The sequence below is a fragment of the Leptothoe sp. PORK10 BA2 genome, from assembly GCF_034932105.1.
Lineage (GTDB): Bacteria > Cyanobacteriota > Cyanobacteriia > Phormidesmidales > Phormidesmidaceae > Leptothoe.
The window spans coordinates 1-13,631 of the sequence record NZ_JAYGIG010000028.1; the positions used below are offsets into that span (position 1 = coordinate 1).

Annotated in this window: 15 protein-coding genes and 1 pseudogene; 14 read left to right on the forward strand and 2 right to left on the reverse strand. The window is 52.8% G+C overall.

What is annotated here, in order from left to right:
- Window positions 1–143: 143 nt before the first annotated feature.
- On the forward strand, window positions 144–404 hold the full coding sequence (locus tag VB741_RS09245; RefSeq protein ID WP_442786329.1) for a CPBP family intramembrane glutamic endopeptidase: 261 nt from the start codon (window positions 144–146) through the stop codon (window positions 402–404).
- On the opposite strand, the pseudogene VB741_RS26295 reads toward VB741_RS09245, so the two are convergent.
- Window positions 396–530, reverse strand: a pseudogene (locus tag VB741_RS26295) (IS4 family transposase); the annotation flags it as partial. The gene VB741_RS09245 and the pseudogene VB741_RS26295 overlap by 9 nt on opposite strands.
- A 144-nt stretch (window positions 531–674) precedes the next feature.
- On the opposite strand from VB741_RS26295, the gene VB741_RS09250 reads away from it, so the two are divergent.
- Complete coding sequence (locus VB741_RS09250; RefSeq protein WP_323364879.1) at window positions 675–1,130, forward strand: hypothetical protein; 456 nt, start codon at window positions 675–677, stop codon at window positions 1,128–1,130.
- A 216-nt stretch (window positions 1,131–1,346) separates the two neighbouring features.
- On the opposite strand, the gene VB741_RS09255 is transcribed toward VB741_RS09250, so the two are convergent.
- The gene (locus VB741_RS09255) at window positions 1,347–2,066 is read right to left on the reverse strand and encodes a response regulator transcription factor (protein ID WP_323364880.1); all 720 of its coding nucleotides are present in this window, start codon (window positions 2,064–2,066) and stop codon (window positions 1,347–1,349) included.
- Window positions 2,067–2,608: 542 nt separating this feature from the next.
- On the opposite strand from VB741_RS09255, the gene VB741_RS09260 reads away from it, so the two are divergent.
- From VB741_RS09260 to VB741_RS09315, 12 genes are read left to right on the forward strand one after another with little or no spacing between them, the layout of a single operon-like run.
- Window positions 2,609–3,241 carry a DUF4255 domain-containing protein gene (locus VB741_RS09260; RefSeq protein ID WP_323364881.1) on the forward strand — a complete coding sequence of 211 codons (633 nt, stop codon included), beginning with the start codon at window positions 2,609–2,611 and terminating at the stop codon, window positions 3,239–3,241.
- A complete protein-coding gene (locus tag VB741_RS09265; RefSeq protein ID WP_323364882.1) occupies window positions 3,238–4,101 on the forward strand; it encodes a hypothetical protein in 864 nt (287 codons plus the stop codon). Before VB741_RS09260 ends, VB741_RS09265 begins: the two co-directional genes overlap by 4 nt.
- A 54-nt stretch (window positions 4,102–4,155) precedes the next feature.
- A complete protein-coding gene (locus VB741_RS09270; protein WP_323364883.1) occupies window positions 4,156–5,889 on the forward strand; it encodes a phage tail sheath subtilisin-like domain-containing protein in 1,734 nt (577 codons plus the stop codon).
- Between the two features lie 59 nt (window positions 5,890–5,948).
- Entirely contained in the window at window positions 5,949–6,407 is a 459-nt protein-coding gene (locus VB741_RS09275; protein ID WP_323364884.1) for a phage tail protein, read from the forward strand.
- A gap of 4 nt (window positions 6,408–6,411) precedes the next feature.
- Window positions 6,412–8,031: a hypothetical protein gene (locus VB741_RS09280; RefSeq protein WP_323364885.1), complete on the forward strand. Its 1,620-nt coding sequence runs from the start codon at window positions 6,412–6,414 to the stop codon at window positions 8,029–8,031.
- Complete coding sequence (locus tag VB741_RS09285) at window positions 8,028–8,546, forward strand: phage tail protein (protein ID WP_323364886.1); 519 nt, start codon at window positions 8,028–8,030, stop codon at window positions 8,544–8,546. Before VB741_RS09280 ends, VB741_RS09285 begins: the two co-directional genes overlap by 4 nt.
- Window positions 8,543–9,574, forward strand: a complete 1,032-nt coding sequence (locus VB741_RS09290; RefSeq protein WP_323364887.1) for a CIS tube protein — start codon at window positions 8,543–8,545, stop codon at window positions 9,572–9,574. The genes VB741_RS09285 and VB741_RS09290 overlap by 4 nt, the downstream gene beginning before the upstream one ends.
- A 58-nt stretch (window positions 9,575–9,632) precedes the next feature.
- Window positions 9,633–9,800: a hypothetical protein gene (locus VB741_RS09295; protein ID WP_323364888.1), complete on the forward strand. Its 168-nt coding sequence runs from the start codon at window positions 9,633–9,635 to the stop codon at window positions 9,798–9,800.
- A 29-nt stretch (window positions 9,801–9,829) separates the two neighbouring features.
- On the forward strand, window positions 9,830–10,915 hold the full coding sequence (locus VB741_RS09300; RefSeq protein WP_323364889.1) for a phage late control D family protein: 1,086 nt from the start codon (window positions 9,830–9,832) through the stop codon (window positions 10,913–10,915).
- Window positions 10,916–11,614, forward strand: a complete 699-nt coding sequence (locus VB741_RS09305) for a phage baseplate assembly protein V (protein WP_323364890.1) — start codon at window positions 10,916–10,918, stop codon at window positions 11,612–11,614. It begins immediately after the preceding gene.
- The gene (locus VB741_RS09310; RefSeq protein ID WP_323364891.1) at window positions 11,608–13,203 is read left to right on the forward strand and encodes a hypothetical protein; all 1,596 of its coding nucleotides are present in this window, start codon (window positions 11,608–11,610) and stop codon (window positions 13,201–13,203) included. Before VB741_RS09305 ends, VB741_RS09310 begins: the two co-directional genes overlap by 7 nt.
- Window positions 13,200–13,631: a GPW/gp25 family protein gene (locus tag VB741_RS09315; RefSeq protein ID WP_323364892.1), complete on the forward strand. Its 432-nt coding sequence runs from the start codon at window positions 13,200–13,202 to the stop codon at window positions 13,629–13,631. Before VB741_RS09310 ends, VB741_RS09315 begins: the two co-directional genes overlap by 4 nt.

The following is a 13,631-nucleotide window of genomic DNA, read 5'->3' on the forward strand; positions in this document are numbered from 1 at the left end:
TCACTGAGTTTGATGCGACCCTTGGGCTTGCTCAAGGAGGTTACCAATTCCTATATTTGGATTACGCTAGCTGATAATCTCTGTAACCTGGGAAAACTCTCTAATTTTTTAAGCCTGAGTAGTTACCAGTTCAGTCGCTGATGATGGCATTCGGATTGACTGCACTCAAAGGCCCGATTGAGGATTTGGGTTGGCGAGGGTTGGCTCTGCCGCTCTTGCAACGAAAGTTTGCACCCATCTGGTCGGGATTGATTCTGAGCGTGATCTGGGGCTTCTGGCACCTGCCTGCATTCCCATTAAGTGGAACACCACCAAGCGCTTGGTCATTCACCCCATTTTTTGTCGGCTTTATTGCGTTAAGTGTCATCGTCACTGCGTTATTTAACGTATCAGGCGGTGGATAGCTCACTCAGGTTAACCGTTCTGGCACGCAATAACGCGATGATAAAAGCCGCGACAAACAGCGTTCTTGCTCCATGCCAACCAAGATGGGGCTGCAATCTAGCTCGTAAGGTATTAAGCTCAAACATGGGGGGTTCGGCAGTTGTGGTTAACCTATGAAACCCCCTCTCTACCTATTCTGCAAGTTTTTGTCCTGTACTGAGGGCAATAAGTCACATTTATGAACGGTGTTGCATTGGGTTAAACAAATATTTGAATTTTGAGTTAGAACGATGAAATTCTGGGCAAAAGTTATTGGTACGGCAATAATACCCCCGATTATTTTTGTGGCTTTAAATTTATGGGAGGCTTTTTCTAACTATAAGGGGACTTGTAGTATCGACGAGGGTAGAGAGTACCCCTGTTCGTTCCAAGAATCCTTATTTGCAGGCTGGAATGGAGTTGGTTGGACGCTTACTATTCCTTTTATTTGTCTAGCTTGGATACTCCCTGTGCTCTCCTGTGGGATTTGTATATTTGCACGTAATCATAGGATATCAGTGGGAAGGGCTGCTCTGCTGGCAGCGATACCTGAATTCATCCTCAGCATATTTCTTGTGATTGATTACACGACTCAATTTGGCTGGAGTTTAGGATTTGGAATCTCGACAATTTTTATCTTAGGATTTCTGTGGCTGACTGGTATTGGTTTTAGCGGATTCTTTGTCAAAAAGCGTATGTTCAGGTGAGCCTTGAGATAAAGTTTTAGCCAAGGGAATCACGTGTATAGGAGGTTACAGCGCCATAATACGCTGGAGCGGACGACGGCTAGTGGGTCGGTTAGAGGCAATAGGTTACGCTCCCCAGTAAGCTCAAATTTGACTGGAAGTGACTCCATTTGAATGGTTTTGAGGCGGTCATGGGGTAGGTTGCGCGCAGGGCATCTCAGTATGCCAAGTCAGAGACTATGGCATTTTTTGCAACGGAACCCCTTTTTCATGTCCCACGCTTCTTTGGGTTACCCTTTTCTGCCAATCTTGAATCAGCGTCGAACATTGGTATACAACTGCAGCACGGGTATCTACCTTGAGTTTGGCAAAAATTCGTCGCAAATGGGCAGACACTGTCCAGATGCTGATATCTAGGTATTTAGAAATTTGTTTGTTAGAAAGCCCTACTGCAATGAGGCAAATAATTTCCTGCTCTCGGGGCGTGAGGAGATCTGAAAGGGTTTCGCGATCGCAAGTGTACTCAGTACTGGACAAGATCTGTTCTGCCATGTTCGTTACAGATACAGCACAGGAGGATGAAGCAGGTTGGGAGATAACTTGAACAATACAATAGCGTTCGGAGGCTAACTCAAAGCTATCGATGACTGAAACTTTGCTGTTGATCTGCTCCTGTTCTAGTTTTTCTAGATAAAAAAGCCGACTGATCATCTCGATCAGCTGTTGTTGATATTCAGTGTCACTCAAATCAGCCACGACCTTAAAAGATAATGCAATGATATAAAAATGACCTTTATTAGCACTGAACTGAGTCACAATTCTCAGTGGGGTATAGGCAATTTCTGAGGATGAGATTTGTTTGGCGACTATGGTTTTAGCGGCTATGGTTTTAATGGATGATTGTCTATCGAATGTCTTAGGAATAGAAGAGCTCGTTAGCTGAACACTTTGAGTCACGTTTCAACCTCCTTCCAAAACTCTTTCAAGAATTGTCTTAAGTTTATTTAAGCCTTTGAGGGAGGCTTTTTATTCAGCAGGCATTCAAACGTCCAGAGCATTTTTTATCCTCTGCTCCAGCAAGGACAAAAAATATACGCTTGAAAAATCCTTTAGGTGTTAGTTGTTGGGAAGTTTATTATTGGAATAATAAACAAAACTGCAGACAGTTTGACCCTTGCCTGTCAGGATTCCTCAGGTAGATTCAATTTGGCAAATGCAGGTATTCTCTGGGCTGGGACCTGATATTGCAATATTGGCAGATATTGAAGACTTTAGCCAATAAGTTTTGAATTGTTTACCAATCCTATGTATGGGTTGAGCACATTTTATACAGATAGACTTCTGTGTAATCACTGAGCTACAAGTGAGCGATTACACCGGTGATGAAATCAGGGCGCTTAGCTCAAACATGTTACTAGCGGATTGAGAGGCGTTATCGATTTAATGAAGAGGTAACCTTTATCCAAGTAGCTCGTTCCTTTTCTTAACCAGTATCCGCCATGGCTAATGTCTGGGCAATTCACTCGGTAGGAGACTCGCTCGTCACCTATTTAAGGAACATGTATGATGCTTTCATTCAACAGAATGAGCCAGGTGTTGGCGCTCCGGGTGCGGTCAACCCTGTCCCAGACTGTAGCTTTCGACTGCTCTCCAGCCTTGCACTTGACGAAATGGAGGACGATACCGATAACAATGTGCTTTCTCTGTGCCTCTACCGTGTCAATATCAATGAACATTTGCGAAATTTGCGTCAGGGGAGCGAATTTCCTCACAGGGAGGTGCCGCTGTCTCTGGATTTGCACTATTTGATGACGGTATGGTCAAAAAGTGCGGTGGCAGAGCAGCTGATTTTGGCTTGGGCTATGCGTCAGCTGCATTCTCATCCCATTTTAGATAGTTCTTATCTCAGCACTCAGGCCAATTGGGACTCAGAAGAGGTGGTGCAAATTATCCCGGCTGAACTGACCCACGAAGATATGATGCGCATTTGGGATGCGATCAAACCACCTTATCGGCTGAGTTTTGGCTATGTAGCACGGGTGGTGCGAATTGAATCGGAGCAGATTAGTAGCGATCGCCCTGTGGTGGCAAGCAGGTTGATGTGGGGCGATTTAGCCGAGGTGACCCCATGAGCTCAACGGTGGTGGTGAGAGAATGGCGCGATCGCCGCATGGTGGTCGCCTTGCGATTTGTCGATGCAACCACAGGTGGCAGCGTTCGACAACCCTTACAGCTGCAAACACCTTTGCAAACACCCAATAGCCGTCCGCTGAGTCGATTTGTCCGCAACTTGAGTGGTCATTACGTGCTGATGGAGGCAGCCGGATTTGAAGACTATAGCGAGACCTTTGATTTAGACGAGTTAGCGGCGGCGCCTGCCACGCAGACGCTAACCCTTGAGGTGAGCGATCCTAGCGGCCAGTATTTGCCTAGACAATTCTCGCTTTCGCTGCCGCGCAATCCGGCGATTGATCCGGCCAGTGTCGCGGCTGCAACCTCACTTTTTCAACCTGTTCGTGTCGCGCTCTACCCCTCTCCCAATGCCCGTGTTAATCCAGGTTGGGCTGTTTTAAGAGCCACTGTTGTCACCGCTATCACCCATCAACGACTGCCGTGGGCCGTAGTGAGGGCGACGACGACTGAAACCACGACGCTGACCCAGGCCGATTGGCGAGGGGAAGCTCTGATTGCTGTTCCTGGTATTCCGATTACCACCTGGGCGACTGGCGCAGGAGCAGGCCCAGGGCCACCTCCGGTAACGGCAACAGAAGTAGATGCCACATTAGAAGTTGTTTTTGATCCAGCACTGACCACGATTTCTGAATCCGCTGATTTCTCTCAATTGATCGATCCCAATCCGAATTTTCGCCCTGATCCAGACAGACTCAATACTCAGCGCAGTGGTCTATTAGTGGGGTCTGTTTCTTTACGCCTTGCTTCTGGTCGGGATCTTCCCTACCGCTTGGCTGTAACCCTAAGCGCTGTTCCGTGATACGGCCTTTCACCTACTGTCCACTCTGCTCATATTTGCTAAGGAGAGACTGCTATGCCTGAATATTTAGCACCTGGTGTCTATGTCGAAGAAACCAGTTTTCGTGCCCGCTCAATTGAGGGCGTTAGCACCAGTACTGCTGGGTTTGTGGGGCTTACTCGCCGTGGCCCGGTAGCCGATCCAGACAGCGGCAATCCGCTCGATTTGCTCACAAGTTTTGGTGACTTTGAGCGCATCTATGGTGGGCTCGATAATTTAACCCTGGGCGGAAATTCGCTGCCCAATTATTTAGCTCACGCGGTGCGTGCCTTTTTTAATGAAGGCGGCGCGCGGCTTTATGTTTCGCGGGTATATGTTCCGCCTGCGGCTGGCGATGGTCAAGCTAGCTTTGATCTCAACGCGGATGGCAGCATTAGTGTTGAAGCTCGCTTTCCAGGGAGTACCTATGACGGTCAAGTCAGTTTTAGAGAATCTGAAGCGCCCGCGAGCGCAGTTACCCTGAATAGTGCACCAACAGGAACGCTGCTCAAAACGACTGCTGCTGGCGCGGACAGTTACTTTATTAAAGCGGCTGACGGCAGCTGGCGTAATAGTGGTAATACAACTCTAACCCTGCCGTTACCGGCTGGCACCACGGCCAATTTTGTCACCTTAAGCATTTTAACCACTGACACCGATGGCAACGAGCTGAGCTATGACAATCTCGGCTTTAGTCCGGCGCATCCGCTTGCCGTGAATAAAGTGTTGAGTGCTGCCCCCGCGAAGCGCAGCGACTTCCTGCAAAATCTCTATGCGATTGAATTGGGGGCAACGGTTTCAGGATTTGACCTGCGCACAGCCATTTTCGGCGATGCCGCGCTGTTAAATGACGGGGTTCGGACGGTTGCTCTCAGCGGTGGCAGCGATGGCCGAGAGCCTACCCAAGCGGCCTTTGAAGCGGCCTTAAGGGAGCTAGCCAATGTGGAAGATATTTCAATTGTGGCGGCACCGGGCTATTCGGCTTTTGCGCAAGCGCAGGGCATTCAGGGGGCGCTCATTGCGCATGCTGAGCGGCGGCGGGCCTATCGGATTGCGGTATTAGATACTGCTGCCGAACTCTCTATCACTGAAGCAAGGGCCAGTAAAAGCCAAATCGATTCAAGATATGCGGCGCTATACTACCCTTGGGTAACCGTTGTCAATCCGCTTTCAAGGCCGGGGGATGCAGGTATCCCGGCAGAAATTAATTTGCCGCCGAGTGGATTTATTGCGGGTATTTATGCTCGCAATGATGTGGAGCGGGGAGTCTTTAAGGCACCGGCCAACGAAGTGGTGCGGGGCGCGATTCGGTTTGAACGGGAGGTGAACTTTGCTGAGCAAGAGGCGCTTAATCCCTTTGGGGTCAATTGCCTACGCTTTTTCCCAGGCCGGGGCTATCGGGTATGGGGAGCGCGGACAACCAGCTCTGATCCAGAGTGGAAGTATGTGAATATTCGCCGCTACTTCAATTATTTGGAGCAGTCGATCGATCGCGGTACTCAGTGGGCGGTGTTTGAACCCAATGGGCCACAGCTATGGACGAATGTGCGCGATACGGTTTCTTCTTTCTTGTACAACGAGTGGGTTTCGGGGGCGCTGTTGGGTAATTCTCCGGCTGAGGCGTTTTTTGTGAGGTGCGATCGCTCCACCATGACCCAAAACGATCTCGACAATGGGCGCTTAATTTGTCTCATTGGTGTCGCTGCGGTGAAACCTGCCGAATTTGTCATCTTCCGCATTGGCCAAAAGACCTCCGATGCGAGCAACTAAAGAGACGCTAATCGTTCTGTTCACAACTTGTTCTTACTGCCTAGAAAAGGAAAACAATTATGGCGCGCACCCATCCCTATCCTGCGTTTAATTTTTTGGTTAATCTCAATGGCCCAGTGGGGCCAGAGGAGCCCTTGGGCGGCTTTTCTGACGTCTCGGGGCTGGGCACTGAAGTGACCATTGCGGAATATCGCAATGGCAATGAAAAAGAAAATCGCACCCGTAAGGTGGCTGGGATTTTCAAAGCTTCCGATGTCACGCTTAAGCGTGGGGTGGTCGATTCTGCCGACTTGTGGGCGTGGGTGCAGGACACGCGCACCAAAGGGCCAGATGCTCAGCGAGAGGTGGTGATTACCCTGCGCGACGAGGCGGGAAAAAGCATTCAAGCCTGGAAGTTGCGCGGAGTTGTGCCGATGAAATATACCGCGCCGACCTTTGCCGCTAAAGGGGGCGGTGATTTGGCCCTAGAAGAACTCACCCTCTCGGCAGAAACGATTGAATTTGAGAAGCTAGGTTAAGGCCATGACCACAGGGCTAAGGTTCACCACGCAAGCACCGAGGGTCACGATCGATCCGAATCGATCGGATGTGGCCTGCTTTGTGGGTTTTGTTGGTAGGCGGCGATCGCCTGTCCCCGAAGCGATTCGTCAATGGCTGCAAGATCAAGGCTGGCAGCGTGGCCCCTATGCCCGTTCAGGGGCTCGTGACGGGGATCTTTCTTTATTGGATGTACCCGTTCCCATTGATAGCTGGGCCGTGTTTAATCAGCTGTTTGCGCCGGATGATCGATTAGTCTCAACCCAGTCTGTTCGCAAGGGCAGTACTTATTTGGGCGCAGCGGTGCGGTCGTTTTTTGTGCAAGGCGGTCGGCGTTGCTATGTGGTGCGCATGGGCGATCCTTGGCCAATGGCCACTGAGCGCAGCGAACGCCTCCCCTTGGTCTCCACGCTCCTTTCTGCCGATGCAGCAGGCAGCTTTGCCGCGCAGCCGAGCGATCGCACCTCCTGGCACGGCCTCGCTCATCTGTTTGGGCTCACCGATGTCTCTTTTTTGTGTCTGCCGGATTTGTGTGATGCGATCGCAAACGATCCCATACCCTTGAGCGGCAGCCAACCCCCGGTACGCAAAGCGCCCGAACGCTTTGTTACCTGCTCAGCTCCTCAAGCCGACTCTCCCGCCGATCATAGTCTCCGGGCCATACCCGCGCCGCGCTGTGGCGTCGAGGGCTATCAAGCCTGGGCCAGAGCCCTCAATTTGGTGGCGAATGTTTTAGAACAACAGCGCCATCAGCTCTCACTGCGACCCATTCAGCTCGTGGCCGCGGTTCCCCTACCGCAAATTGAAACATTGTCTAACGACAATCTTTTGCGCTTTTTAGAGGGGCCAGAGGCACTGTTCGCCCTTTCACGCCTGCCGGAAGATCGATCCTCAGCCGGTTTGGTAAGTCGGGTGGTGCAGCTGGTGTATCCCTGGATGCGATCGCTCGGTGCCGTCGCTTTGCCCGAACAGCTCGAAAGTCCGGAAGGCACTTTGCTGGGGATGCTGGCTCGCAACGCGCTGGTGCAGGGAACCTATCGTAGCGCGGCGACGTTGCCCCTGAGTGATGTGGTTGAACTGGTGCCCGCTTTGACGCGATCGCAACAATCCCAACCCAGCCCTCAAAACAACAAAGCACTGATTGAACGGGTATCTCTCTTTGGCCCTACGCCCAGCGGGTTGCAGCTGCTTTCCGATGTCACCACGAGCCTTAGTGAACCGGTGCGACCTGCCAGCGTTCATCGCCTGATCGGGGTGATTTTGCGGGCGGCTCAGCGACTGGGCGAAACCTTGGTTTTTGAGGCATCAGGGCCGTTGCTGTGGAGCCGATTAACGGAGAGTTTGCGCGGCTTAATGGAGAGTTTGTTTGACGCCGGAGCCTTACGGGGGCGTTCGGCCAATGAGGCTTTTTCGGTGAGGTGCGATCGCACCACCATGACCCAAAACGATATCGACAATGGCCGCGTCATTGCCCGGCTTGAATTCGCCCCAGCCTTGCCCGTAGAGCGCATCACCGTCACCCTCACCCTCTTCGACAACCCCCAAAGCCAGCTGCTGCCAGCGCTGATCACATCCCGCATCACATCTTTGGAGGCCGTGGCATGATTCCGAATGAAGTCAAAGAGAATCTGCTCTATCCGCTCCATGTGTTTCGCTTTCATGTGGAATTTCAAACCGATAGCCTAACCACGGGCGGCGGTGAAAACATGCCGCTCTGTGGCGGAGCCTTTTCTGAATGCACCGGGCTAGAAGCGAGCATGGAACCCAAAGTGATTAAAGAAGGCGGACGGAACTATGGGGACGCGCAGCGCTCTGGGCCGGTCACCTTTTCGACGGTGATTTTGAAGCGGGGAATGACCACAACTCGCGATTTGTGGAAATGGTTTGAGCTGGTGACGCGCGACAACGGCTATGCCTATCGCCTGGCCGCGATTGTGCGCATGTACAACAATCAAGGAGAAGAACGATTGGCCTGGAAGCTGGATAAAGCTTTGCCGATTAAATTTAAGGCCGCTGACCTCAATGCCAAAGGCTCAGAGGTGGGGATTGAAGAATTGCACTTGGCCCACGAGGGCCTCAGCTTGGTCAACACGAGTTCTAGTGGAGGCAAAAAACAATGACTGCACTTCAAAAAGCCTTCTTTAAAGTTCTCAGCGGGCGCAATCAAAACCAAGAGGTGCCGATTCATTTCAATCCGGTTTCTTTGCAGTACACCGTCAGCAACACCTTAGAAGAACAAGGCTCTGGCAACAGGCGAAAACAGCATGTCACTCAAAGCAGCGGCAAGCTGACGATGGATTTAATATTTGATACGACCTACGATGGCAGTGATGTTAGGCGCATCACCGATAAAGTTGCCCAATTTATGCAGCCCGACAGCCAAAATGCGCCGCCTGTGGTGGAGTTTGAATGGGGCAGCTACAGTTTTAGAGGCATGGTGGAATCGTTTAAAGAAACCATCGACTTTTTTGCTCCTACGGGTGTTCCGTTACGAGCGAGCGTTAACTTGACGCTGGCCCAACAAGACACGGTGTTTGAGCCGAACAATTACAGCCAGTTTGATCAAAACAACAGTCTGACACCCGACAGCGTCGATGTGCCCGCGCCATTTGAACCGGCAAACTATGCCCAAAAAGATGTCACTCAGCTAGCCACCCAAAGCGGTAATCCTCAAGCCGGCAGGGCACTTGCCGCGTTGAACCGGTTGGAGAGTATGCGATTTCCTGCAGGGGCGATTACGGTGCCTGAAGGGATAGATCTCAGAGGACCCGTGGCCTTCTCAGCCGGTATCTCGGATGGGCTCTCTCTTGGTGTCTCTGGCGGCTTCTCTGGCAGCTCATCTGGCGGTTCATCTGCTAGATCATCCGGCAGTGGACTGGGCCTCTCTCTCAACCTAGGTGGCCTTGCGTCTTCTGCCGGTGTCTCTGCTCGAGAAGGGGCGTTTGGTCAGCTGAAAACCCCTACTGGCGGCGCTTCTGTTCAGCTCGATCCGCTGCGGTTGATTGGGCCACCAGCGGCTGGACTCACGGGTGATTTGGCCAGTTTTCAGGTGGGCGGACAAAGCACCAGTCCTGGTGCTGGCAGTTTTAAGGCGGATGTGGGGGCGAATGCAGATTTGCGATCGCGCCTCCAATTCCGCTCTGGCTAATTGCACCTAGTCTTCGAGAAAAAGAAGTGTTTGCAGAAAAACAAGTGAGGAAACCAAAATGCCCGTTGTCTTTGACCAAGTTGTTGGCACCGTAGCGCCGCCACCTTCAGCCGGTGGGCCATCAGAGGCGGCAACACCTGCGCCGCCGCCGGCAGAGATTAAGCAGATGTTTGCGCAGATGTTGCGCGATCGCGCAAAAAGAACTGCCCGCCTCCGCGCTGATTAATTTTTTTAACCTTTTCCCTGGCACCTTCTATGCCCGAAGCCCCTACCACTGTCAACGCCGTCTACACCGCCACACCCACGGTGCAAATCGACGAACAATCTTTTGCCAAGATCAATGAGCTGCTGCTCGCCATGGAAATGACCGAGCAAGTCGGCGGACTTTCTTGCCTAGAACTGCGCTTTAGCAACATTGCCAGCGAATTTGGGGGCCTGGTCGACTTTGCCTTTGAAGATGATCGAATCCTCAAATTAGGCTCCGCTATTACGGTATATAGTGGTACTAAAACGCGACCTCAAGAGATTTTTCGCGGTCACATCACGGGCCTAGAAGCCGACTTTGGTGAAGAATCACCTCCCGAGCTAGTCGTGCTTGCCGAAGACATGGCTCAGCAGGCCCGGATGGCTCGCCGCACTCAGGTTTACAGCGAAAGCTCCCTGGCCGACATTGCCACCCAAATCGCTCAACGGCTGAGTCTGACTCCCGTGATTACCGGACTCACCCAAACCACCGATACCTGGGTGCAAATGAACGAAAGTGACCTCTGTTTTTTGCGACGGCTGTTGGCCCGCTATGACGCCGATGTGCAAGTCGTCGGCACAGAACTGCATGTGTCGCCTAGAGACGATGTGCGCAGAGGAGAAGTGGAACTGGCCCTGCACTCTCAGCTGAGAAAGGCTCGCCTGCTGGCTGATTTGGCCCATCAGGTGAATGAAGTCACCCTAACGGGCTGGAATCCGCTTCAGGGACAGCGAACGTCTGGCAGCAGCCGAGGTGATGCCTTAGGCCCCGGCCGGGGCCAAACGGGCGCGGAAGTGTTGCGGCGCACCCTTGGCGAGCGGCACCACCACATCAGCCATTTGGTAGCGCCGACGGATGCTGAAGCGGCAGCACTCGCAGCGGCGGCTTTTGATGATCGCGCCCGTCGGTTTGTGACGGTGTGCGCGACGGCAGAGGGCAATCCGGCCATTCGCGTGGGGACTTATACCAAGCTGACGGGGTTAGGCAATCGCTTCGACAATACCTACTACGTGGTGCAAACCTGCCACCGCTTTGATGTGACCCGAGGCTACGAGACTGACTTTGAAGCTGAATGCGCTTATTGGGGGGACCGGTAAATGCTGTCCAACAATCTCTATGACCAGGGTCTATATGAAGTATCTACGCCGGGTCGGACTGAGGGCTGTTACTTGGCCGAGGTGGTTTCAGTCAGCGACCCCGAAAACCTCGCGAGAGTCCAGGTGATTTCTCTCCATGCCGATGGCGTGATGGATCAAGACGGGCCGATTTGGGCACGGGTGGCGGTGCCCTTTGCGGGAAACAACCGAGGGGCGTTTTTTCTGCCCACCGTAGGCGATGAAGTGCTGATTAACTTTCTCCAAGGTGACCCTCGCTTTCCCATTGTGGTGGGCGGCCTATGGCATGGTTCAGCAACACCACCTGAAACCGTGAGTGGTCGCATTGATCGCTGGAGCATTGTGGGCGAGGCCGGTACACGCATTGCCATTGTTGAAGCCAGTGAGCCGACAATTTCTTTCACTACGCCGGGTGGGGTGAGCGGTGAACTGAGAGATACCGGCGGCGGTACGATTGAATTTATGGCGGCGGGGACGACCATTACCGTCGATAGCCAAGGCGTTTCGGTGCAGACGCCCAGTAAGGTTTCGGTGAGTGCTAGTCAAGTGGAGGTCACTGCCGGTCAGGTCACGGTCAATGCGGCGCTGTCGAATTTCTCTGGCATTGTCAAGTGCGATGTGTTGCAAGCGACCACAGTGATTTCGTCTACCTACACGCCGGGAGCTGGAAACGTATGGTGAATCATGGGGTTAAATTGCGCGGTCTGCGCGGGCCACAGAACAGTCCCATTGCGGGCTTAAGCGGAGATGCGCCCACAATTTTGCGGCGGTTGGATGAGAATCCGATTGCCGGGGTGTTGGCGGATTTGGCTAAGCCGGGATTGCAGGCGATCGCCAACAGTCTCGTCACCCAATTTACGGATCCTTGGCGCTTTTACCAACCCGTCCATCGGGTGTTCCATGTGGCCTTGCTCGAAGCGGTGTGTGATCCGTTTGGAGCCGATGTAGATGCATTTCAGCCCCGACTCGATCCACTGAAAATTGATAGTGCGGGACTTGTGCTGCGGCGCTATACGGAGGACAGCCAAGGGAATAGACTTCAGCAGCAGGAAGGGTGGCGATCGCTAGAAAACCCCGCCAACAACAACACCGTCAAACTGCGTGGCTGGATTCCTTTGCCCGATAGTGCATTAACGCAAGATCCGCAGCCTCAGCGATCGGTGACGAGACAGTTTGCGATCACAGGACGCTCCGCCAACCCGCCAGAAATCAAAACCGGACGGCTCGAACTCGACCGTCAGCTCTCGGTATTGCAGGCGGTAGAGGCCGCTTATTCCGAGCAGGTTCATCCTCTCTTCGTGGCCCCGCCAGAGGTTTGTGAGGCGATAGGAAAAACAGTTCTTTACGCCCTGATTCCGCTCACCAGTCAAGAATTGAGCGCCGCTGAAAATGTGACTTCGGCCTTTGGCCTAGACTTTGTGAAAAGTCACTTGTCGGAATTTTTGACCGCGACTTTGCCGGCAGATATTGACACTGATCGGCGCGATCGGCGCCGCCAAAGACCCAATCAAGACACCTACGAAGAGATCCTGCGGCAGCTCAGCGAAGAATTTGAACTGCTCAAAAATCTCTCCACAAGCCGAAACCTTGTCAACAGTCTCAATCGATTTAGTTTGTTTGTTGGCAGCGATCAACGGCTGGCCGGGAACGAACTTAAACGAGCCGCTCAACAGCTGAGCGAAGGAACCTCTCCCACCCTGCCCGCCGCCTGGGGCGTGATTGATAGGGCTACAGGTGAGGCGATCGCCCAACAGGTCAAAGCCATACTCGATCGGCGAATTACCCTGGCAATTCCGCAGCTCAATCGCTTTGACGAACTCGATCGCGACTATTCTGTGCGGGCCTTTATCCGGGTGAAATCTGACGATGGCTGTCCGCCCAAACTTTGGTGGAGTCCAGCCAGCAATCCCTTCACCATTCGCCGCTGGTATGAAAACACCCCGGTTGCGCCCGTGCAAATTGCCCTGCCCGATCTGATTGGCACCGATCTCAGCAAGCTCACACCCAATGTCACCTTTGCCGTCCCCGCCGGATTGTTCAACGCGATTGACGGCATGACCCTGGATGACTTGTTGAACGGCAAAAAGCCAAGCGGTGGCGGCCCTGCCCTCGACTGGATTTGTGGATTCAACATTCCCATCATCACCATCTGCGCCTTTATCGTGCTGAATATTTTTCTTCAGCTGCTCAATTTCATCTTCTTTTGGCTGCCCTTTATTAAAATTTGCGTCCCCATTCCACGGTCGTCCTCGGGAGGAAATGCGCCATGACTGCTCGTATTCTTAACAGCTCAACCAACGCCACAGCGTCCAATCCCAGCCTCATTCCTACCGGCTGGCCGCTGCTGAGCGTCCCCGACGACCAAGGGCAGCTGCATTACCCCAACTTGGCCGAGAGCATTCGCCAGTTGATTGAAATTATTTTGCGCACGCGCCCTGGTGAACAGCTAATGCGGCCAGACTTTGGCGGCGGCTTAGAGAACTTTTTGCAACAGTCCAACACGTTAGTCACTCGCCGCCGGATTCAATCGGCGATCGCCGACGCCTTGCAGCTGTGGGAGAACAGAATTTTGTTGCATCGCATCACCGTCGATGAAGTGCCTGAGCAGCCGACCCACATTCGGATCGAACTGGTCTATCAAATCAAGCGCAGCGGCCTTGCCCAGCAGCTAGGGATGACCATGGAGTTGGAGGGATAA

Excerpts from the sequence above, each read along its gene's own strand:
- VB741_RS09270 (WP_323364883.1), top strand. The coding sequence starts at position 4,156 with ATGCCTGAATATTTAGCACCTGGTGTCTATGTCGAAGAAACCAGTTTT.
- VB741_RS09250 (WP_323364879.1), top strand. The coding sequence starts at position 675 with ATGAAATTCTGGGCAAAAGTTATTGGTACGGCAATAATACCCCCGATT.
- VB741_RS09265 (WP_323364882.1), top strand. The coding sequence starts at position 3,238 with ATGAGCTCAACGGTGGTGGTGAGAGAATGGCGCGATCGCCGCATGGTG.
- VB741_RS09315 (WP_323364892.1), top strand. The coding sequence starts at position 13,200 with ATGACTGCTCGTATTCTTAACAGCTCAACCAACGCCACAGCGTCCAAT.
- VB741_RS09295 (WP_323364888.1), top strand. The coding sequence starts at position 9,633 with ATGCCCGTTGTCTTTGACCAAGTTGTTGGCACCGTAGCGCCGCCACCT.
- VB741_RS09245 (WP_442786329.1), top strand. The coding sequence starts at position 144 with ATGGCATTCGGATTGACTGCACTCAAAGGCCCGATTGAGGATTTGGGT.
- VB741_RS09275 (WP_323364884.1), top strand. The coding sequence starts at position 5,949 with ATGGCGCGCACCCATCCCTATCCTGCGTTTAATTTTTTGGTTAATCTC.
- VB741_RS09300 (WP_323364889.1), top strand. The coding sequence starts at position 9,830 with ATGCCCGAAGCCCCTACCACTGTCAACGCCGTCTACACCGCCACACCC.
- VB741_RS09290 (WP_323364887.1), top strand. The coding sequence starts at position 8,543 with ATGACTGCACTTCAAAAAGCCTTCTTTAAAGTTCTCAGCGGGCGCAAT.
- VB741_RS09280 (WP_323364885.1), top strand. The coding sequence starts at position 6,412 with ATGACCACAGGGCTAAGGTTCACCACGCAAGCACCGAGGGTCACGATC.
- VB741_RS09260 (WP_323364881.1), top strand. The coding sequence starts at position 2,609 with ATGGCTAATGTCTGGGCAATTCACTCGGTAGGAGACTCGCTCGTCACC.
- VB741_RS09310 (WP_323364891.1), top strand. The coding sequence starts at position 11,608 with ATGGTGAATCATGGGGTTAAATTGCGCGGTCTGCGCGGGCCACAGAAC.
- VB741_RS09305 (WP_323364890.1), top strand. The coding sequence starts at position 10,916 with ATGCTGTCCAACAATCTCTATGACCAGGGTCTATATGAAGTATCTACG.
- VB741_RS09285 (WP_323364886.1), top strand. The coding sequence starts at position 8,028 with ATGATTCCGAATGAAGTCAAAGAGAATCTGCTCTATCCGCTCCATGTG.